Annotated in this window: 19 protein-coding genes; 5 read left to right on the top strand and 14 right to left on the bottom strand. The window is 62.8% G+C overall.

The genetic code is table 11. The features are described from left to right. Positions 1-4 precede the first annotated feature (4 nt). The 4 genes from KY379_RS18660 to yegQ form a co-directional block, all read right to left on the bottom strand. Positions 5-1,003, bottom strand: coding sequence for an alpha/beta fold hydrolase (locus tag KY379_RS18660; RefSeq protein ID WP_261241105.1), 999 nt, complete (start codon positions 1,001-1,003; stop codon positions 5-7). 76 nt (positions 1,004-1,079) lie between these two features. Continuing rightward, positions 1,080-1,517 (bottom strand): YqaA family protein, encoded by a 438-nt coding sequence (locus tag KY379_RS18655; protein WP_133331874.1) that lies wholly within the window; start codon positions 1,515-1,517, stop codon positions 1,080-1,082. Continuing rightward, a complete protein-coding gene (locus KY379_RS18650; protein WP_133331875.1) occupies positions 1,517-1,945 on the bottom strand; it encodes a DUF411 domain-containing protein in 429 nt (142 codons plus the stop codon). Before KY379_RS18650 ends, KY379_RS18655 begins: the two co-directional genes overlap by 1 nt. A gap of 73 nt (positions 1,946-2,018) precedes the next feature. Then, on the bottom strand, positions 2,019-3,344 hold the full coding sequence (gene yegQ, locus KY379_RS18645) for a tRNA 5-hydroxyuridine modification protein YegQ (protein WP_133331876.1): 1,326 nt from the start codon (positions 3,342-3,344) through the stop codon (positions 2,019-2,021). Positions 3,345-3,475: 131 nt separating this feature from the next. Between yegQ and KY379_RS18640 the strand changes: the two genes are divergently transcribed. Next, a complete protein-coding gene (locus KY379_RS18640; protein WP_261241106.1) occupies positions 3,476-4,540 on the top strand; it encodes an AI-2E family transporter in 1,065 nt (354 codons plus the stop codon). A 29-nt stretch (positions 4,541-4,569) separates the two neighbouring features. On the opposite strand, the gene KY379_RS18635 is transcribed toward KY379_RS18640, so the two are convergent. Then, a complete protein-coding gene (locus KY379_RS18635) occupies positions 4,570-6,633 on the bottom strand; it encodes a TonB-dependent receptor family protein (RefSeq protein ID WP_261241107.1) in 2,064 nt (687 codons plus the stop codon). 230 nt (positions 6,634-6,863) lie between these two features. On the opposite strand from KY379_RS18635, the gene KY379_RS18630 reads away from it, so the two are divergent. From KY379_RS18630 to KY379_RS18620, 3 genes are read left to right on the top strand one after another with little or no spacing between them, the layout of a single operon-like run. Further along, positions 6,864-7,112, top strand: a complete 249-nt coding sequence (locus tag KY379_RS18630; RefSeq protein ID WP_133331879.1) for a helix-turn-helix domain-containing protein — start codon at positions 6,864-6,866, stop codon at positions 7,110-7,112. Between the two features lie 4 nt (positions 7,113-7,116). Beyond that, entirely contained in the window at positions 7,117-7,473 is a 357-nt protein-coding gene (locus KY379_RS18625) for a head completion/stabilization protein (RefSeq protein ID WP_261241108.1), read from the top strand. Further along, a complete protein-coding gene (locus KY379_RS18620) occupies positions 7,466-7,813 on the top strand; it encodes a hypothetical protein (RefSeq protein ID WP_196171592.1) in 348 nt (115 codons plus the stop codon). The genes KY379_RS18625 and KY379_RS18620 overlap by 8 nt, the downstream gene beginning before the upstream one ends. Before the next feature lie 2 nt (positions 7,814-7,815). Here the strand turns inward: KY379_RS18620 and KY379_RS18615 are convergent, their stop codons facing one another. Next, on the bottom strand, positions 7,816-8,184 hold the full coding sequence (locus tag KY379_RS18615; protein ID WP_261241109.1) for a helix-turn-helix domain containing protein: 369 nt from the start codon (positions 8,182-8,184) through the stop codon (positions 7,816-7,818). Positions 8,185-8,406: 222 nt separating this feature from the next. On the opposite strand from KY379_RS18615, the gene KY379_RS18610 reads away from it, so the two are divergent. Beyond that, positions 8,407-8,667, top strand: a complete 261-nt coding sequence (locus KY379_RS18610; RefSeq protein ID WP_133331883.1) for an ogr/Delta-like zinc finger family protein — start codon at positions 8,407-8,409, stop codon at positions 8,665-8,667. Between the two features lie 67 nt (positions 8,668-8,734). On the opposite strand, the gene nuoN is transcribed toward KY379_RS18610, so the two are convergent. The 8 genes from nuoN to nuoG are packed head-to-tail and all read right to left on the bottom strand — an operon-like array spanning position 8,735 to position 18,754. After that, a complete protein-coding gene (gene nuoN, locus KY379_RS18605) occupies positions 8,735-10,204 on the bottom strand; it encodes an NADH-quinone oxidoreductase subunit NuoN (RefSeq protein WP_133331884.1) in 1,470 nt (489 codons plus the stop codon). Between the two features lie 7 nt (positions 10,205-10,211). Continuing rightward, positions 10,212-11,744, bottom strand: a complete 1,533-nt coding sequence (gene nuoM, locus KY379_RS18600) for an NADH-quinone oxidoreductase subunit M (protein ID WP_133331885.1) — start codon at positions 11,742-11,744, stop codon at positions 10,212-10,214. A 58-nt stretch (positions 11,745-11,802) separates the two neighbouring features. After that, entirely contained in the window at positions 11,803-13,656 is a 1,854-nt protein-coding gene (gene nuoL / locus KY379_RS18595; protein ID WP_133331886.1) for an NADH-quinone oxidoreductase subunit L, read from the bottom strand. After that, entirely contained in the window at positions 13,653-13,961 is a 309-nt protein-coding gene (nuoK, locus tag KY379_RS18590) for an NADH-quinone oxidoreductase subunit NuoK (protein ID WP_008096201.1), read from the bottom strand. The genes nuoL and nuoK overlap by 4 nt, the downstream gene beginning before the upstream one ends. A 3-nt stretch (positions 13,962-13,964) precedes the next feature. Beyond that, on the bottom strand, positions 13,965-14,465 hold the full coding sequence (gene nuoJ / locus KY379_RS18585; RefSeq protein ID WP_027592815.1) for an NADH-quinone oxidoreductase subunit J: 501 nt from the start codon (positions 14,463-14,465) through the stop codon (positions 13,965-13,967). A gap of 10 nt (positions 14,466-14,475) precedes the next feature. Next, on the bottom strand, positions 14,476-15,024 hold the full coding sequence (gene nuoI, locus KY379_RS18580; protein WP_043209143.1) for an NADH-quinone oxidoreductase subunit NuoI: 549 nt from the start codon (positions 15,022-15,024) through the stop codon (positions 14,476-14,478). Positions 15,025-15,035: 11 nt separating this feature from the next. Next, a complete protein-coding gene (nuoH, locus tag KY379_RS18575) occupies positions 15,036-16,043 on the bottom strand; it encodes an NADH-quinone oxidoreductase subunit NuoH (RefSeq protein ID WP_054884882.1) in 1,008 nt (335 codons plus the stop codon). Then, on the bottom strand, positions 16,040-18,754 hold the full coding sequence (nuoG, locus tag KY379_RS18570; RefSeq protein WP_261241110.1) for an NADH-quinone oxidoreductase subunit NuoG: 2,715 nt from the start codon (positions 18,752-18,754) through the stop codon (positions 16,040-16,042). The genes nuoH and nuoG overlap by 4 nt, the downstream gene beginning before the upstream one ends. Positions 18,755-18,762: the final 8 nt, after the last annotated feature.

Below are 18,762 nucleotides of genomic sequence, written 5' to 3'. Positions count from 1 at the left end.
TGTCTCAGCGGCCGAGCCAGTCGAGCAGAGCCTTGTGGAACTGCTCCGGCTCCTCGATCTGCGGTGCATGGCCCATGCCGGGGAAGATCACCAATTGGCCTTGGGGAATCAACTTGGCCACCCGTGGACCCAATTCCTTGTAGTGACCCAGCTGGGCCTTGAGCGCAGGCGAGGCGATATCGCTGCCGATCGCCGTGGTGTCCTGGTCACCGATCAACAACAGGGTCGGCATTTTCAGGTTGTGGAACTCGTGGTAGACCGGCTGGGTGAAGATCATGTCGTAGATCAGCGCCGAGTTCCATGCCACCGCTTCATGCCCAGGGCCTTGGTTCAACCCCACCAGCATGTGCACCCAGCGCTCGTACTCGGGCTTCCAGCGCCCGGCGTAGTAGGTCTTGCGTTCATAGTTACGCACGCCTTCGGCATTGAGCTTGAGCTCGCGCTCGTACCACTGATCCACCGTGCGGTAGGGCACGCCCATGGCTTTCCAGTCCTCCAGGCCGATCGGGTTGACCATCGCCAGGCGCTCGACCTGCTGCGGGTACATCAAAGCGTAGCGAGTGGCCAGCATGCCACCGGTGGAGTGGCCGAGGATCACCGCCTGGCCCACGCCCAGCTTCTCGAGCAGGGCGTGGGTGTTGGTCGCCAATTGCTGGAAGCTGTACTGGTAGTGCGCCGGTTTGCTCGAGGTGCAGAAGCCGATCTGGTCAGGGGCGATCACCCGGTAGCCGGCCTGGCTCAAGGCGTCGATGGTGGTTTCCCAAGTGGCTGCGCAGAAGTTCTTGCCGTGCATCAGCACCACGCTGCGACCGTTGGCCTTGCCCTTGGCTGGCACGTCCATGTAGCCCATCTGCAGGTCCTGGCCTTGGGACTTGAAGTCGAAGTGCTTCAATGGATGGGGGTAGGGGAAGCCTTCTAGCTGTTTGCCATAGGTGGCGGACTCGGCGGCGATGGCGGTGCCTGCCACAAGGCAGGTAAGGGCCAGGGCGGTTGCGCGCAGCATGGGGGCACTCCGTGTAGGACCATGTAGGAATTTGCGACTGTAACAGCCGGAGGCATTACCTTAACCGGTAAAGGTGTTACCAGGGATGAAACCACCCCAGGGTGATCATCGCCACGACGCTGTAACGACCCGCCTTGGCCAAGGTCACCAGCAACAGGAAGCGCCAGAAGGGCTCGCGCATGACCCCGGCGATCAGCGTGAGCGGGTCGCCGATGACCGGCATCCAACTCAGCAGCAGGGACCACTGCCCCCAGCGCCGATATCGCGCCTGGGCGCGGGTGAGTTGCGCCTCACTGAACGGGAACCAGCGCCGGTGACGCAAGTGCTCGATCGCTCGGCCCAGCAGCCAGTTGACCACCGAGCCGAGCACGTTGCCCGCGGTGGCCACCAGCAGCAAGGTCAGCCAGGCATCGGGCTGGCGCAACAGCAAACCGACCAGTACGGCTTCCGATTGCAGCGGCAGCAGCGTGGCGGCGCCGAAGGCGCTGAGAAACAGCGCCCACAGGCTGAGCATCAATAGTCGGCGACCACGGTGTCCTTGCCATCCTGGGTCACACCGATAACCTGGTAGGCGTCCTTTTGGTCACCCATCTCCATGCCTGGCGAGCCCATCGGCATGCCAGGCACGGCGAGGCCCTTGAGGTCGTCGCGGGCCGCCAGTAAGCGGACCTGTTCGGCCGGCACATGGCCCTCGACGAATTTGCCGTCGATCACCCCGGTGTGGCACGAGGCCAGACGTGGCGCCACGCCCAGGCGCTGCTTGACGGCGCTCATGTTCGGCTCGACATGGTCGTTGACGGTGAAGCCGTTGTCGCGCAGGTGGCTGATCCAGGCCTTGCAGCAACCGCAGTTGGGGTCGCGGTAGACATCGATGGTTTGCGCAGCTTGGGCCAGGGTGGCGACGGCGAGCAGGCCGAGGGTGAACAGCGGTTTGCGCAGCATGGCGGCTCCTTGGATGGCATGACCGATCGGGTGACGGCCGGCAGCATAGCGCAGGTGCCGGCCCATTGCCCGTTTATGCTGGGGCAGGCAGTTCGCGCATGAGCAGTGCGAACTTCAGTGGCACCTGCTCGGGAATCGGCAGGTAGACCACGTGACCATCGCCCGGCGCCACCATTGCCGGCTGGTGCTTCATGTCGCGCAGATGGTCCAGTTCGAAATGATAGTTGCCGTAGGGGGTCATCAACTCCAGCTGATCGCCGACCGCGAAGCGGTTTTTGACCCGTACCTCAGCCAGCCCGTCGACCCGTTCTCCGGTCAGTTCGCCGACGAACTGCTGGTACTCGGAGACCGAGTTGCCGCGCTGGTAGTTCTGGTATTCGTCATGCACATGGCGGCGCAGGAAGCCTTCGGTGTAGCCGCGCTGGGCGAGCGACTCGAGGTTGAGCATCAGGCCCCGATCGAACGGTCGACCCGCGGCGGCATCGTCGATGGCCTGGCGATAGGACTGCACGGCCCGGGCGCAGTAGAAGTGCGATTTGGTGCGTCCTTCGATCTTCAGTGAATGCACGCCCATGTGCAGCAAACGCTCGACGTGCTGGACGGCCCGCAGGTCCTTGGCGTTCATGATGTAGGTGCCGTGCTCATCCTCGAAGGCCGGCATGCTGTCGCCTGGACGGCTGCTTTCCTGCAGCAGGAACACCTGATCGGTGGGCGTGCCCAGGCCCAGGGTCGGCTCCACCTGTCGGACGATATCGCCGGTGACGGTCTCGGTGGCGGGGGTCGCATCGTACTTCCAGCGGCAGGCGTTGGTGCAACTGCCCTGATTGGCGTCACGCCTGTTCAGGTAGCCCGAAAGCAGGCAGCGACCGGAATAGGCCATGCACAGCGCGCCATGGACGAAGACCTCCAGCTCCATGTCCGGTACGTGCTGGCGGATCTCCGCGATTTCCTCCAGCGACAGCTCGCGTGAAAGGATCACCCTGCTCAGCCCGAGTTGCTGCCAGAACTGCACACTGGCCCAGTTCACCGTGTTGGCTTGCACCGACAGGTGCACCGGCATCTGCGGGAAGTGCTGGCGCACCAACATGATCAGCCCTGGATCGGACATGATCAGCGCATCCGGTCCCATGCCGATCACTGGCGCCAGGTCCTTGAGAAAGGTTTTCAGCTTGGCGTTGTGCGGGGCGATGTTGACCACCACGTAGAAACGCTTGCCCAGGGCGTGCGCCTCGTCGATACCCTGAGCCAGGTTGGCATGGTCGAATTCGTTGTTGCGCACCCGCAGGCTGTAGCGCGGCTGGCCGGCGTAGACCGCATCGGCACCGTAGGCGAAGGCGTAGCGCAGAGTCTTGAGGCTGCCCGCGGGAGCCAGCAGTTCGGGTTTGGCGAGGGAGGTCATGACGCACCGGGAGGTAAAGGCGCGGATGCTAGAACGTCGGGAGCTCAGGTGCATTGACCTGAATCAAGTGGGCGATGGCACTTTTTCGATGACGCCGAGCACTAATGTTCCAGGACATTCAAGGAACGCCCATGAACGAAACCTCGCTGCAGAACAAAGCACTGGCTGTGCTTCTGGCCCTGGTGACCATCGCCTTCGTGTGGATCATGCTGCCGTACTACGGGGCGATTTTCTGGGCGGTGATCCTGGGCATCCTGTTTGCGCCGTTGCAACGCAAGTTGCTGGTGCGACTGGGCCGGCGGCGCAACCTCGCGGCGTTGGTGACCCTGTGCATCTGCCTGCTGATTGCGGTATTGCCAGTCGCGGTCATCAGCGCCTTGCTGGTGCAGGAAGGCGCCTCGCTGTACCAGCGCATCGAAAGTGGTCAGCTGGACATCGCCGGCTACATCGAACACGGCAAGGAAATGCTGCCGGCATTCGTGCAGAACGCCCTGGACCGCATGGGCATGGGCAATCTCGATGGCCTGCGCGAGAACGTCACCCAATGGGCTACGCAGGGTAGCCAGGTTTTGGCCGGCAAGGCATTCAGCTTCGGCCAGGGCACGTTCGAGCTGATGGTGAGCCTGGGCGTGATGCTGTATCTGCTGTTCTTCTTCCTGCGCGAAGGTGCCGAGGTAGCGCGTCGGGTCCGTCTGGCCGTCCCGCTGCCCGAACAGCAGAAGCGTCGTCTGCAGCTCAAGTTCAGCCGGGTGGTGCGGGCGACGGTCAAGGGTAACGTGCTGGTGGCGGTGACCCAGGGCGCCTTGGGTGGATTCATCTTCTGGGTGTTGGACATTCCCAGCGCGTTGGTCTGGGCGGTGCTGATGGCTTTCCTGTCGTTGCTGCCAGCGGTGGGGGCAGGAATCATCTGGGCACCGGTGGCCGCGTATTTCCTGCTGACCGGGGCGATTCTGCAAGGGGTGATCCTGACCGCCTTCGGTGTGCTGGTGATTGGCCTGGTGGACAATCTGCTACGACCGATTCTGGTGGGCAAGGATACGCGCATGCCTGATTACCTGATCCTGGTATCGACCCTGGGCGGCCTGGCGGTATTCGGGCTCAACGGTTTCGTGATCGGACCGCTGATCGCTGCGCTGTTCCTGTCCAGCTGGGCGATCTTCGCTTCCACCAAGCCGCAAGTGCAGTTGCCGCAATAGGGCTGCGTTGCAGCCCAGTGCGGCTTGGTTCAGCGGAAACTGTAGGAAACCCCGGCGTACACGCCGAAACCTTCTCCTGGCGTGGAGCGGGCGACATCCTGGCCGGCGTCGTCGTAGCCGGGCGTTACTGTCGCCGCATAACGTTTGTTGGTCAGGTTGCGCAGGTCGAGCCAGGTCTGCCAGTCCTGCTTCGGCGAGTCCCAGCCCAGGCGCGCACCGAGCAAGGTGTAGGCATCGGCGTGATAGCTGTTGGCGTAGTCGACCTGGACCTTCGATGCCATTTGCGTGTTGATCCCCGCGTAGAAGCCGCTGGGCCAGTCGTAACGCAGCTCTGCCTGGTAGTAATGCATGGGTATGCCTGGCAGGCGGTTGTCACCGAACTGATCGTCGTCGCGATAATGGAAGTCGCTGAAAGTATAGGCCTGGCGCAGGCTCAACCGGCCTGTGCCCGGCTGCTCCCACAATGTGCTGTCCAGACCGGCTTCGACGCCCTGGTGCACGGTTGGGCTGGCATTGAATTCCTTCGCCGGCATGCCTTGGACGATTTCCGCGAGCAGCAGCTCATGGCGCACCTGCGAGTAATACCAGGCCAGGTCCCACCGGCCCAGCAGCGAATCACCGCGGGCTCCCAGTTCAAGGGTGGTGGCGGTCTGGTTCTGCATCTCGATCGGTTGTGTGGCGACCGGGGAACTCCAGATCAGTGCCCAGGGGTGTGGCGGCTCCACCGAGCGACTGAGGTTGCCGTATATCTGCAACTGGGGGCTGATGTCGTAGCGTAGGCCCAGACGAGGGGCGTAGTCCCAGTCATGCTGGCTGACCTTGCCGCCATTATCAGGCCAGGTGACGGCGCTTTCGCGGCGGGTATAGACCATCGCCAGGCCGCTGGTCAGCCACAGGTCGGGTATCAGCTCCAGGTCATTGCCGATGTGCACCACGGTATCCGAACCCTGGTAGGTGAAGTCGCGGCTACGTGGGCCGAACACGTCGCCGCTGCGGGCGAACTGCGAGGCGCCGCTGTTGGGCAGGTGCTTGGTGGTGCGCCATCCGACCGTGGTTTTGCTGTCATGACCGAACAGGGTGTCGCGGCGAACATAATTCAACGTACCGCTGACATCGCTATAGGCGACCTTCAGGCGCATCGGTCCCTCGCGAAGGTCCATCGGGTAGTCGTGATAGACCAGCCCGGCTTCGAGCCGCGAGTCGTCCTCCAGGTAGAACGTGGTCTTGTTCGCCACCCAGGTGCTGCCCGGTTGCGGACGGCTGTCGTCACGGGACAGATAGGCAGCGTTGGCGGCGCGCGGATCGTGCTTGATCTGCTGTTTGGTCAGACGTCCGGCCAGGTCGTTCTCGGTTTCCCGGTAACGCAGGTAGAAGCGGGTTTCCAGGTTGGGGTTGAAACGGTAGCCAACGTTGGCGGCGATGCCCTTGGCGCTGCCGCTGCTGTGTTCCTGATAGCCGTCATACTCCGAGTCGGTCAGCGCCACGTAATAATCGAGGGTGCCCAGCACTTGGCCGGAGCTGATATGGCGGTGCTGGTAGCCGCGACTGCCGACTTCGTAACGCAGTTGCAAGGGAGCGGCATCGTAGCCGGTGTGGGTCACGTAGTTGATCGCCCCGCCCAGCGCCAGGGCGCCCTGGTCGAAGCCGTTGGCGCCACGCAACACTTCGGCGCGGCTCAGCCAAAGGGGCTCGAACAGTTCGTAAGGGGTACCACCGGGGCCGGTCAGGGGCAGGCCGTCGAACATTGTGTACACACCGGAGCCGTGGGCGCCGGGCGCCCGGTTGATGCCCGAGCCACGGATCGACAGCTTGATCCCGTCGTTGCCCGCCGATTGGGCGACCACCCCCGGCTGATAGGCCAGTACGTCCTGGTTGCTGGCAACCCGACCTTGCCCCACGCGGTGCATGTCGATCAGGTTGCTGCCACCCGGCACTTGCTGAAGACGTGCGCGGACATCATCCAGTTCGCTCTGCTGCTCATCGTTGATCAACACCTGGCCCAGCTCAATCGCGGGTGCCGCCCACGCGGGCTGGCCAGCCGTGAACAGGGCCAGCAGGCCAAGACGGGACGAGAGTGGCAAAACGGGACGCATCGAACAGCTCCAGGCAAAGGTGTGTTAGGGCAGTGGCGTTGTGACGAGCGAAGTGCCCGGTAAAGCACGCGCTGTCCTGGTTAATTGGCAGACGTGAATGGAAACGGATTTGTAGGAGGTCGCTTTACAAGCTGCACGAGTGGAGCCCAGACCTTGGGCTACGTAAGTTGGTGCTTATCGCGGCGGCTCCTTAGCCCGCCGCTACCGGCAATGACTTGTGGAGGCTGATGATGAGTACCAACCTACAACCGACGGCCGAGCATCCAGCAGAGTTGCCCATTCGCCTGACACCCCGTGAGGAGAAGGTGCTGCTGTGGTGTGCCTATGGCAAAAGCTCTTGGGAGATCGGACAGATCCTGGAATGCAAGGAATCCACGGTGAACTTCCATGTCGGCAACATTCTGCGCAAATTCGACGTTTCCACGCGGGTTGCTGCAGTAATCAAGGCCATCCGCTATGGCATGCTCGCCGAGGATTGACGCAATGGACACGACCTCCACGTCCCTGCCTGGGCCGCGCTTTCCCGATTGCCACGATCCTTTTTGGCCACGTATCGACTTGTCGGAGCTACGCGAGCGACTCGCGCTGGATGCATGCGTCAGCGATGCACGCTTAGGACTGGCCGTACGCTGCGCAGCCATCGACGCCGCGAGGGAGTTCGCTACCTGGCGAGCCGTCCTGCGTGAACGGGGCTATCGGCGTCTGGAGGATGTCGGGAGGCATCGACACGGACGCGCACTGTCTCTTTGTTACTCACGTTATCTGGAGGCGGCCGCCATGAAAGTGCTGGCTGGCACCGGCGAGCGCTGTACGGGCCAAAAGGGAGAGCAGCATGGATGATTTGTCGTGGCTAGGCGCCGTATTGAGCGAGCGTATCGAGGACGAAGGCCGGGTGCTGTTTGGCGCGTTTCTGGGAGCAGTGCTGATCACGCTAGCGCGTGGGCAAATGATCCTGGTGCCTCGCGAGCGTCTGTCGACGCTCAGCCAAGGACTGTTGGTGCTCCTCGCACTGGGCGTTGGCTACTTGTTCGAACCCCTATTGACCTCTCTGGTGCCATCGCTCACGCCTGGCATGGCTGCGTTCGTCGCGGCGGTGGCGGTGATTCCCGTCTGTATCAAGCTGATGGTGTGGCTGGACGCGGTGGACATGCGCGACATCCTGCAGCGCTGGCGTCGCTGAAGTCAGTCGGGCTGGATGTCGGCCACGGAGCTGGCGAGCCTGTCGAGCCTGCGCTCGAGTTCCTGCAGGCGTTGTTTGTCCTTGATGAACAACAGCGCGGCCTGACGATCAGCCAGGGACAGACTGCGCAAGTCGTCGAGCGCTGCGCTCTCCCAATCGGACTGGCCGTTGGTGTGGTTTGCGAGGGTACCTTCACCCAACAGCAGCCAGTCAAGGGAGCAAGCGTTCTGTCGGGCGAGCTCTACGCATAAAGAGTACGGAATGCTAGCGCGCATTTTCCAGCTGCTGAGTGTCTGGGGGCTCACATTCAAGGCTCTGGCAAGCTGCACATCGGTGTTCGTGCCGGTCAGTTGTTTGAGGCGTAGGAGCACCGAAGCGAAAAAACACTACTCATTATGGATATCCATTACTGTTTTTGCGTCATTCCCTAGGCTTAAACTAATGATTAAGAGTAGAAAAACTGCATTTTGAGGATATTTCGGAATGAAGCATGAAGCAACGAAAAGACCTTTCTGCATCGTAATCAATACTGACACAGGTCGACGATTAATCTTACAAACCAAACAAATCCCCAATCATTACAGGTACTTGCCGTGAGTACGTATAAGTTGGTCTGTCCGCATTGCAACAGCAAGATGCGTATTCGTACTAGCGAAGGGCGTCATATCTTCTTGAGAGTGGCGTATTTACAGTGCACCCAGGAAGCCTGCGGTTGGTCAGTCAGGGCTGAGTTCGAAATGACCCATGAGTTGTCACCCAGCGGCATGCCCAACCCTGCGGTCCATCTTCCGTCTGCCAACAGTGAACTGCGGCGTGCTGCCGGGCAACGGGAAACCTCGGTTTCAGGCAACTAGCCAGGCGCTCGTTGACACAGATAAAAAAACACCCCGCATGAGCGGGGTGTTTTTTATTGCGTTGCGATCAACCGATCAACTGCAGACCGGCTTGTTGCACCAGATCCAGCAGCGGCTGCGGGTACACGCCGAGGATGAAGGCGAGGATGGCGATAGCTAGCAGCATCACGCCACCAGTACGTTGCTCCCACTTCAACGGGGCGTCGTGGCGACGCAGGTTCGGCTCGACCAGGTACAGGGTGACCATGACACGCAGGTAATAGTAAACGCCGATGGCGCTACCGATCACCAGGGCTCCGACCAGCCACCACAGGTGCGACTCGACGCCGGTAGCGATGATGTAGAACTTGCCGATGAAGCCGGCGGTCAGCGGGATACCCGCCAGCGACAGCATCATCACGGTCAGTACCGCGGTCAGGTACGGACGGCGCCAGAACAGGCCGCGGTATTCGTACAACGCATCGGCGTCACGACCGCCGTAAGGCGAGGACATCAAGGTGATGACACCGAAGGCGCCCAGGCTGGTGATCACGTAGGTGACCAGGTACACGCCCATGGCTTCCAGCGCGAGTCCCTTGCTGGCGACCAGCGCGATCACCAGGTAGCCGAAGTGGGCGATGGACGAGTAACCGAGCAGACGCTTGAGGTTGCTCTGGGTCAGCGCCAGCAGGTTGCCGATCAGGATCGAGGCGACCGCGATCACTGCCAGGACGGTGCTCAGCACGCCGCTGCTGGCCGCAGGAGAGAGCATGAACAGGCGCACGACCACGGCGAACACCGCGACCTTGCTGGCAGTGGCAAGGAATGCGGCGACCGGCGCCGGAGCACCTTCGTACACGTCCGGGGTCCACAGGTGGAACGGTACCAGCGACAACTTGAAGGCCAGGCCGACCAACATCATGCCCAGGCCCAGTTGGGCCAGCAGGCTCGGCATGTTGGTCGCGGCCAGGGCCTTGCCGATCTGGTCGAAGGTCAGGCTACCGGCGTCGGCGTACAGCAGGGCCATGCCGAACAGCAGGAAGGCCGAGCCGGCAGCGGACAGGACCATGTACTTGATGCCGGCTTCCAGCGATCGCTTGTTGAAGAAGGCGTACGCCACCAGGCCGTAGACCGGCACCGAAAGCAGCTCCAGACCGATGAACAGGCCCGCCAGGTGGTTGGCGCTGACCAGCACCAGGCCACCGAGGGCCGACATCAGCAGCAGTAGGTACAGTTCTTCACGGTTGCCCGGGAAGCCCTTGGCGCCTTCGCCGAGGTAGGCGTGGGCGAGGGTGACGCAGGCCAGGGTGGCGACCAGAATGATCGCCATGTAAAGGCAGGCGAACTTGTCGATGGTGACCAGCGAGGTCACCGCCAGCGGCGCGACCTTCAGCGCCGGCAGAATCGACAACAGGGCCAGGTTCAGCCCCACGGTGGACAGCAGGAAGGTCTGCGAGTGATTGCGCTTCCAGGCGATCGCCAGCATCACCACCACCGTGGTGATGGTGGTGATCAGCATCGGCGCCAATGCGATGAAGTGTTGAGTGGTGAATTCCATAGCGCTCTTACCGGGCCGAAGCGAGTTGAGTGAAAGCGGAACCGAGCCACTGCTGCACACCGCTCATGGTGGCGGCAGAGGTGTCGAGGAACGGCTGCGGATACACGCCCAGCAGCACCAGCAGCACCGCCAGGCCCAGAACCATGATCAGCTCGCGAGCGTCCATGCCGGCCAGCACGGTTTCGGCCTTGGCCGGACCGAAGTAGGCGCGGTGGATCATGATCAGCGAGTAGACCGAACCGAAGACCAGGCCGGTGGTGGCGATCACGGTGATCCAAGGCACATGCACGAAGCTGCCGATCAGGATCAGGAATTCGCCGACGAAGTTGCCGGTGCCTGGCAGGCCCAGGGAAGCGGCGGCGAAGAACAGGCTGATGGCAGGCAGGTAGGCGATGCGGTGCCACAGGCCACCCATCTGGCGCATGTCACGGGTGTGCAGGCGCTCGTACAACTGACCGGACAGGATGAACAGCGCAGCGGCCGACAGGCCGTGTGCCAGCATCTGGATCACCGCCCCTTGCAGAGCCTGTTGGCTGCCGGAGTAGATGCCGATCAGCACGAAGCCCATGTGCGACACGCTGGAGAAGGCGATCAGGCGTTTGATGTCGGTCTGCGCGAAGGCCAGGAACGCGCCGTAGAAGATGCCGATCAGACCCAGGGTCATGGCGATAGGCGCGAACTCCGCCGAGGCATTCGGGAACAGCGGCAGGGCGAAGCGCAGCAGGCCGTAGGCCGCGGTCTTCAGCAGGATACCCGCCAGGTCCACGGAGCCTGCGGTCGGTGCCTGGGCGTGGGCATCCGGCAGCCAGGAGTGGAACGGTACCACCGGCAGCTTCACCGCGAAGGCGATGAAGAAGCCCAGCATCAGCAGGTACTCGGTACCGGCCGGCAGCTCAGCCTTGAGCAGGTCGCTGTAGTTGAAAGTGATGACGCCGGTGTTGGTGTAGTTGACCAGTACCAGACCAAGGATCGCCACCAGCATGATCAGGCCGCTGGCCTGGGTGAAGATGAAGAACTTGGTCGCCGCGTAGATCCGGGTCTTCTTGCCGTCTGCCGAGCTGTGACCCCAGAGCGCGATGAGGAAGTACATCGGCACCAGCATCATTTCCCAGAAGAAGAAGAACAGGAACAGGTCCAGGGCCAGGAATACACCGACCACGCCGCCGAGGATCCACATCAGGTTGAGGTGGAAGAAGCCGACGTGACGCTGGATCTCTTTCCAGGAGCACAGCACCGACAGCACACCGAGCAGGCCGGTGAGCAGGATCATCAGCAGCGACAGGCCGTCGAGGGCCAGGTGGATGCTGATGCCGAAGCGCTGGATCCACTGGACTTTGTATTCCAGGGCCCAGGCCGGCTCGGCGCCCGGAGCGGGGGCGAGGGTGTAGTCGCCGGTGCCCCACAGCCACAGGCCGATGCCGAGCAGCAGGGACATGGTCAGCAGCGCGATCCAGCGCGGTAGGGTGGCGCCGAAGCGCTCACCCAGCCAGCACAGGAAGCCGCCGATGAAGGGAATCAGGATCAGCCAAGGCAAAATCATGACGGGTTCGTTTCCTTTTGCAGAGTCGCAAGGTTCGCAAGGTTCGCAAGTTTCATGGTCATACCGCGGCCACTACCACAGCGCCGAGTACCAGCACTGCGCCAACGGCGATCGAAGCGGTGTACCAACGCAGCTGGCCGGTTTCGGTCTTGCTCATGGCGACGTTGCCGCCGCGAGCCATCCGAGGGATCAGGCCGATGCTGCGGTCAACCGGGTCCTTGCGCAGGATGTGGCTGATCAGCAGGTAAGGTTTGACGAACAGCTTGTCGTAGATCCAGTCGAAGCCCCAGGCGGCGAACCACCAGGCCGACAGCACACGACCGATGCCGCTGTTGGCGACCGCGCTGACGAGGCGACGCTTGCCCAGGAACAGCAGGGCCGCGAGCAGGATACCGGCGATGGCGATGGCCCCCGAGGTGATCTCCAGCGCATGTTTGGCTTCGCCACCGGCGTGACCGGCGCTTTCAGGCAGCACGCCTGCCAGCGGCGGGGTGATCCAGGCACCGATGAAGGTCGACAGCACGATCAGCACGCCCAGTGGCAGCCAGTGGCTGATGCCGTGGCCGGCATGGGCTTCGGTCTTGGCTTCGCCGTGGAAGGCGATGAAGATCAGGCGGAAGGTGTACAGCGAGGTCATGAACGCACCGACCAGGCCGGCATACAGCAGGCCGGTGTTGCCGCTGGCGAAGGCTTCCCAGAGGATCTCGTCCTTGGAATAGAAGCCCACGGTCACGATCGGCAGGGCAGCCAGGGCGGCGCCACCGACCACGAAGCTGGCGTAGGCCAGAGGCAGTTTCTTCCACAGGCCGCCCATCTTGAAGATGTTCTGCTCGTGGTGGCAGGCAACGATCACCGCACCGGAAGCGAGGAACAACAGGGCCTTGAAGAAGGCGTGGGTCATCAGGTGGAAGATCGCCGCGTCCCAGGCGCCAACGCCCAGGGCCAGGAACATGTAGCCGATCTGGCTCATGGTCGAGTAGGCGAGGATCCGCTTGATGTCGGTCTGTACCAGCGCGGCGAAGCCAGCCAGGACCAGGGTAACGCCACCTACCACGCCTACCAGGTGCAGGATGTCTGGCGCCAGCAGGAACAGGCCGTTGGTACGGGCGATCAGGTAGACGCCTGCGGTCACCATGGTCGCCGCGTGGATCAGCGCCGAGACCGGCGTCGGGCCGGCCATCGCATCGGCGAGCCAGGTCTGCAACGGCAACTGGGCCGACTTACCGACCGCACCGCCGAGCAGCATCAAGGTCGCCAGGACCATCCAGGTGTCACCCGCCTGGAACTTCTGCGGTGCCAGAACCAGCAGTTCCTGCACGTTCAGAGTACCCAGCTGGGCGAACAGGATGAACAGGCCGATGGCCATGAACACGTCGCCGATACGGGTGACGATGAATGCCTTGAGCGCTGCGTTACCGTTGTTGCGGTTGCTGTAGTAGAAACCGATCAACAGGTACGAGCACAGGCCCACGCCTTCCCAGCCGAAGTAGATGAACAGCAGGTTATCGCCGAGGATCAGGAACAGCATGCTGGCGATGAACAGGTTGGTGTACGAGAAGAAGCGCGAGTAGCCCGCTTCGCCACGCATGTACCAGGATGCGAACAGGTGGATCAGGAAGCCGACGCCGGTGACCACGCCGAGCATGGTGACCGACAGACCGTCCAGATACAGGGTGAAGTTCGGCGCGAAGCCGTCCACCGACATCCACTGCCACAGCAGCTGGCTGTAAGCACCGCCTTCAGGCGGCGCGACGTTGAACTGCCAGATGACATAGGCGGCCGTGGCGGCCGAAAGGCCCACCGAGCCGACACCGATCAGCGCCGAGAGGTTTTCCGAGAACCGCCCGCGCGAGAACGACAGCAGCAGGAAGCCGATCAGGGGGAAGACGAAAGTCAGGAAGAGAAGGTTCATCCGCGCATCTCACTGGCAGCATCGATGTCGAGAGTGTGGAAGCGGCGATACAGCTGCAGCAGGATGGCCAGGCCAATACTGGCCTCGGCGGCTGCCAGGCTGATCACCAGAATGAACATCACCTGGCCGTCGGGTTGGACCCAACGGGCACCGGCGACGATGAACGCCAGGGCAGAGGCGTTCATCATGACTTCCAGGCTCATGAGGACGAAGAGGATGTTGCGGCGGACCATCAGGCCAACCAGACCTAAGCAGAACAGGATGCCGGCGACCGCCAGACCATGCTCGAGAGGGATAGCACCCATGATTTACTCCTTCGCCTCGTTGCGGCCCAGGTGGAAGGCGGTGACGGCCGCGGCGAGCAGCAGCATCGAGGCCAGTTCGACCACCAGCAGGTACGGGCCGAACAGGCTGATGCCCACGGCCTTGGCGTCTACGGTGGTACCGCTGATGGCTGCGCCACTCGGGGTGACGAACAGCACGTACAACAGCTCCAGCAGCAGCAGCGCGGCGAGGATCACCGGCCCTGCCCAGATACCGGGCTTGAGCCACCCGCGTTCCTGGGCGACAGAAGCCGGCCCTAGGTTGAGCATCATCACCACGAAGACGAACAGCACCATGATGGCGCCGGCGTAGGCGATCACTTCCAGGGCGCCGGCGAACGGCGCACCCAGGGCGAAGAAGATCATTGCCACGGAAATCAGCGAAATGATCAGGTAGAGCAGGGCGTGCACGGGGTTGGTGCCGGTCACCACTCGAAGGGTGGAGACCACGGCGATCCCGGATGCGAAGTAGAAAGCGAATTCCATCTTTCTGTCCTTATGGGAGCAAGCTCTTCACGTTGATCGGCTCGGCTTCGTTCTGCGCAGCGCCTTTCGGCTTGCCAGCGATCGCCATGCCCGCAACACGGTAGAAGTTGTAGTCAGGGTTCTTGCCGGGTCCGGAGATCAGCAGATCTTCTTTCTCGTACACCAGGTCCTGACGCTTGAACTCGGCCATTTCGAAATCCGGAGTCAGCTGGATCGCGGTGGTCGGGCATGCCTCTTCGCACAGGCCGCAGAAGATGCAGCGCGAGAAGTTGATGCGGAAGAACTCCGGGTACCAACGACCGTCTTCGGTCTCGGCCTTCTGCAGCGAGATGCAGCCTACGGGGCAGGCAACCGCACAGAGGTTGCACGCCACGCAGCGCTCCTCGCCGTCGGGGTCGCGGGTGAGGACGATGCGGCCGCGATAACGCGGCGGCAGGTACACGGGCTCTTCGGGGTACTGCAGGGTGTCGCGCTTGCGGAACCCGTGGGAGAACACCATCACCAGGCTGCGCAGCTGGGTGCCGGTGCCCTTAACGATGTCGCCGATATATTTGAACATGGGTCAAATCCTCACTGGGCCGCGACGGCTGGCGTGTTGTAAAGCACGATCGCAGCGGTCACCAGCAAATTGATCAGGGTCAGCGGCAGGCAGAACTTCCAGCTGAAGTCCATCACCTGGTCATAGCGTGGGCGCGGGATCGAGGCGCGCAGCAGGATGAACAGCATGATGAAGAACGCGGTTTTCAGCGCGAACCACAGGAACGACAGTTGCGGCAGGATGCCGAACGGACCGTGCCAGCCACCGAAGAACAGGGTCACCAGCAATGCCGAGATGAGGATGATGCCGATGTACTCACCAACGAAGAACATGCCCCATTTCATGCCGGCATACTCGATGTGGTAGCCGTCGGCCAGTTCCTGTTCCGCTTCCGGCTGGTCGAACGGGTGACGGTGGGTCACAGCGACGCCAGCGATGAAGAAGGTGCAGAAGCCGAAGAACTGCGGAATGATGAACCACAGGTTCTGCGCCTGATACTCGACGATGTCGCGCATGTTGAACGAGCCCACCTGTACCACCACGCCCATCAGCGCCAGACCCAGGAACACTTCGTACGACACGGTCTGTGCCGAGGCGCGCAAGCTGCCCAGCAGGGCGTACTTGTTGTTCGACGACCAGCCGGCGAACAGCACCGCGTAGACCGACAGGCCGGCCATGGCGAAGAAGAACAGCAACCCGATGTTCAGGTCGGCGACGCCCCACAGCGGGGTGATCGGAATCACGCAGAAGGCGATCAGCAGGGCGCTCATGGCCACGACTGGTGCCAGGGTGAAGATCATGCGGTCGACGAAGGGTGGGTTCCAGTCTTCCTTGAAGAACATTTTCAGCATGTCGGCAGCGATCTGGAACATGCCGAACGGGCCGACGCGGTTCGGACCATAGCGGTCCTGCCACCAGCCCAGCAGGCGGCGCTCGACGAAGCTGAGCAGCGCGCCGCAGACCACCACAGCAAGCAGGACCACGATGGCCCGGACCACGGTGAGGATCACATCGATCACTTCGGGGGTGAACCAGCTCATTGTGCTGCCTCCTGCAGACCTTCGACGGATGCACCGAAGATGGCCGGCGGAATGCCGGCCAGGCCTTTGGGCAACGCAACCAGACCAGCGCCCAGTTCTTCATTGATACGCAGCGGCAGGCGCAGGGCCACGCCTGCGACGTTCAGGCTGAGCAGGGCACCCTCGTTGACGCCCAGTCGGTCGGCCTCGGACTTGGCCAGCGCGACGTAGGCGGTCGGGATACGTTCCTGCACCGGGGCGGCGCGCGAGGAGTTCTCTTCGCTGCCGAACAGGTGGAAGAATGGCACTGCGGTCCAGGTACCACGAGCTGGATTGAAGGCGCCTGGAATGGCGTCGAACCAATTCAGGCGATCGCCTTGCGACTCGATCAGGCGCACTCCGGGATCACCGGCACGCAGGTGGCCACCGACCTCGTCCTGGAACTTGTTCCAGGCCTGTGGCGAGTTCCAGCCCGGCGACCAGGCGAACGGCACCTGCTGGCGCGGTTCGGCAGAGCCCGAGTAGCCTTCCATGGAGAAGGCGAACGCGGTGTCCTTGTCCTGTGGGGTACGCGGCTCGTGCACGCTGATGTTGGCGCGCATGGCGGTACGGCCAGAGTAGCGCAGCGGCTCACGTGCCAGCTTCATGCCCTTGATCCGGAACGCGGCGCTTGGCGCGGCGTCGACGATGCCGGCCAACTGCGGTGCAGCTTCGGCGCAGGCGCTGGTGACGTGGTCGAGCTGGGTCCAGTCCACCGGCTTGTTCAGCAGGGTGGCACGCAAGGCGTGCATCCAGCGCCAGCCTTCGTGGATCTGGATGCTGCTGTCCAGGTACTGTGGGTCGAATACCTGGAAGAAGCGCTGGGCACGGCCTTCCTGGCTGACCAGGGTACCGTCGCCCTCGGCGAACGAGGCACCCGGCAGCACCAGGTGGGCGCGCTCGACGGTCGGGGTCTTGGAGTGATCGGCGACGATCACGACCTTGGCAGCAGCCAGTGCAGCGTCGACCTTGGCCGTTGGGACGCGGGCGTACAGGTCGTTTTCCAGCACGACGATGGCGTCGGCCTTGCCACTGATGACAGCATCCAGCGCGGCGTCCACCGACTCACCGCCCATCATGGCCATGCCGAGGCTGTTGGCCTCAGGCACGACCAGGCTCAGCGAGCCGTTCTTCTCGCGCAGCTTCAGAGCCTTGGCGATGTTGGCGGCGGCTTCGATCAGCGCCGGGTCGGCCAGGGAGGTGCCGGCGACCACCAGCGGGCGCTTGGCGGCGACCAGGGCCTCGGCGATACGCTGGGCCAGGGCTTGTGCTTCCTGGTCCAGGCCGACGACGGCCGGTGCGCTCGGGTCGATCGCGTGGGCGACGGCGAAACCGATGCGGGCGAGGTCGGCAGGTGCCGCATGCACGCACTCTTCGGCGACGTCGTCGAGCTTGGTTTCAGCCAGAGAAGCGATGAACAGCGGGTACAGCGCGTGCTGGCCGATGTTCTTCACCGCGGCGTCGAGCCAAGGTTGGACCTTCATGCCCTCGGCCATGGCCTCGGCCTTGCCCTTGGTGGCCTGGCGCACGGCCAGGGCGACGCGGGCAGCGGTCTGGGTCAGGTCTTCACCGAGCACGAACACGGCATCGTGGTCTTCGATGTCGCGCAGGGTCGGCACCGGCAACGGGCTGTTGTTCAGCACGTCGAGCACCAGGCGTACGCGCGCCAACTCACCGGCTTCCATGCCCGAGTAGAAGTACTCGGCACCGACCAACTCACGCAGGCCGTAGTTGCTCTCGAGGCTGGCGCGTGGCGAGCCGATACCGACGATGGTGCGACCACGCAGCAGGTCGGCAGCTTTGTCCAGAGCGGCGTCCAGGCCCAGCTTGGTGCCGTCGGCCAGTTGCGGTTGGCGCGGACGGTCCGTGCGGTTGACGTAGCCATAACCGAAACGACCACGGTCACACAGGAAGTACTGGTTGACCGAGCCGTTGAAACGGTTCTCGATGCGACGCAGTTCGCCGTAGCGCTCGCCGGGGCTGATGTTGCAGCCGCTGGAGCAGCCATGGCAGATGCTCGGCGCGAACTGCATGTCCCACTTGCGGTTGTAACGCTCGGAATGGGTCTTGTCGGTAAACACACCGGTCGGGCAGACCTCGGTCAGGTTGCCGGAGAACTCGCTCTCCAGCACGCCGTCCTCGACGCGACCGAAGTACACGTTGTCGTGGGCGCCGTAGACACCCAGGTCGGTACCGCCGGCATAGTCCTTGTAGTAACGCACGCAGCGGTAGCAGGCGATGCAGCGGTTCATCTCGTGGGCGATGAACGGGCCGAGGTCCTGGTTCTGGTGGGTACGCTTGGTGAAACGGTAGCGGCGCTCGTTGTGGCCGGTCATTACCGTCATGTCCTGCAGGTGGCAGTGACCGCCTTCCTCGCACACCGGGCAATCGTGCGGGTGGTTGGTCATCAGCCACTCGACGACGCTGGCGCGAAACGCCTTGGACTCTTCATCGTCGATGGAGATCCAGGTGCCGTCGGAGGCAGGGGTCATGCAGGACATGACGATACGACCGCGGGTGTCGTTCTCGTCGGTGTACTGCTTGACCGCACACTGCCGGCAGGCACCGACGCTACCGAGCGCCGGGTGCCAGCAGAAATAGGGGATATCGAGGCCTAGCGACAGACATGCCTGTAACAGGTTGTCCGCACCGTTGACTTCGAGCGCTTTGCCGTCTACGTGGATAGTGGCCATTGTTCAAA

The organism is Pseudomonas sp. HD6422 (assembly GCF_025377065.1).
GTDB lineage: Bacteria > Pseudomonadota > Gammaproteobacteria > Pseudomonadales > Pseudomonadaceae > Aquipseudomonas > Aquipseudomonas putida_U.
The sequence above is the reverse complement of the archived record's forward strand: the minus strand, read 5'-3'. Positions and strand labels throughout refer to the sequence as shown.

Coding starts and splice junctions, on each gene's coding strand:
- yegQ (WP_133331876.1), bottom strand. CDS start 3,344: ATGACCTCCCTCGCCAAACCCGAACTGCTGGCTCCCGCGGGCAGCCTC.
- nuoI (WP_043209143.1), bottom strand. CDS start 15,024: ATGTTCAAATATATCGGCGACATCGTTAAGGGCACCGGCACCCAGCTG.
- nuoL (WP_133331886.1), bottom strand. CDS start 13,656: ATGAACCTTCTCTTCCTGACTTTCGTCTTCCCCCTGATCGGCTTCCTG.
- nuoK (WP_008096201.1), bottom strand. CDS start 13,961: ATGGGTGCTATCCCTCTCGAGCATGGTCTGGCGGTCGCCGGCATCCTG.
- KY379_RS18650 (WP_133331875.1), bottom strand. CDS start 1,945: ATGCTGCGCAAACCGCTGTTCACCCTCGGCCTGCTCGCCGTCGCCACC.
- KY379_RS18620 (WP_196171592.1), top strand. CDS start 7,466: ATGGATGATTTGTCGTGGCTAGGCGCCGTATTGAGCGAGCGTATCGAG.
- nuoM (WP_133331885.1), bottom strand. CDS start 11,744: ATGATTTTGCCTTGGCTGATCCTGATTCCCTTCATCGGCGGCTTCCTG.
- nuoJ (WP_027592815.1), bottom strand. CDS start 14,465: ATGGAATTCGCTTTCTACTTCGCATCCGGGATCGCCGTGGTCTCCACC.
- nuoG (WP_261241110.1), bottom strand. CDS start 18,754: ATGGCCACTATCCACGTAGACGGCAAAGCGCTCGAAGTCAACGGTGCG.
- nuoH (WP_054884882.1), bottom strand. CDS start 16,043: ATGAGCTGGTTCACCCCCGAAGTGATCGATGTGATCCTCACCGTGGTC.
- KY379_RS18630 (WP_133331879.1), top strand. CDS start 6,864: ATGAGTACCAACCTACAACCGACGGCCGAGCATCCAGCAGAGTTGCCC.
- KY379_RS18625 (WP_261241108.1), top strand. CDS start 7,117: ATGGACACGACCTCCACGTCCCTGCCTGGGCCGCGCTTTCCCGATTGC.
- KY379_RS18655 (WP_133331874.1), bottom strand. CDS start 1,517: ATGCTCAGCCTGTGGGCGCTGTTTCTCAGCGCCTTCGGCGCCGCCACG.
- KY379_RS18660 (WP_261241105.1), bottom strand. CDS start 1,003: ATGCTGCGCGCAACCGCCCTGGCCCTTACCTGCCTTGTGGCAGGCACC.
- nuoN (WP_133331884.1), bottom strand. CDS start 10,204: ATGGAATTCACCACTCAACACTTCATCGCATTGGCGCCGATGCTGATC.
- KY379_RS18635 (WP_261241107.1), bottom strand. CDS start 6,633: ATGCGTCCCGTTTTGCCACTCTCGTCCCGTCTTGGCCTGCTGGCCCTG.
- KY379_RS18640 (WP_261241106.1), top strand. CDS start 3,476: ATGAACGAAACCTCGCTGCAGAACAAAGCACTGGCTGTGCTTCTGGCC.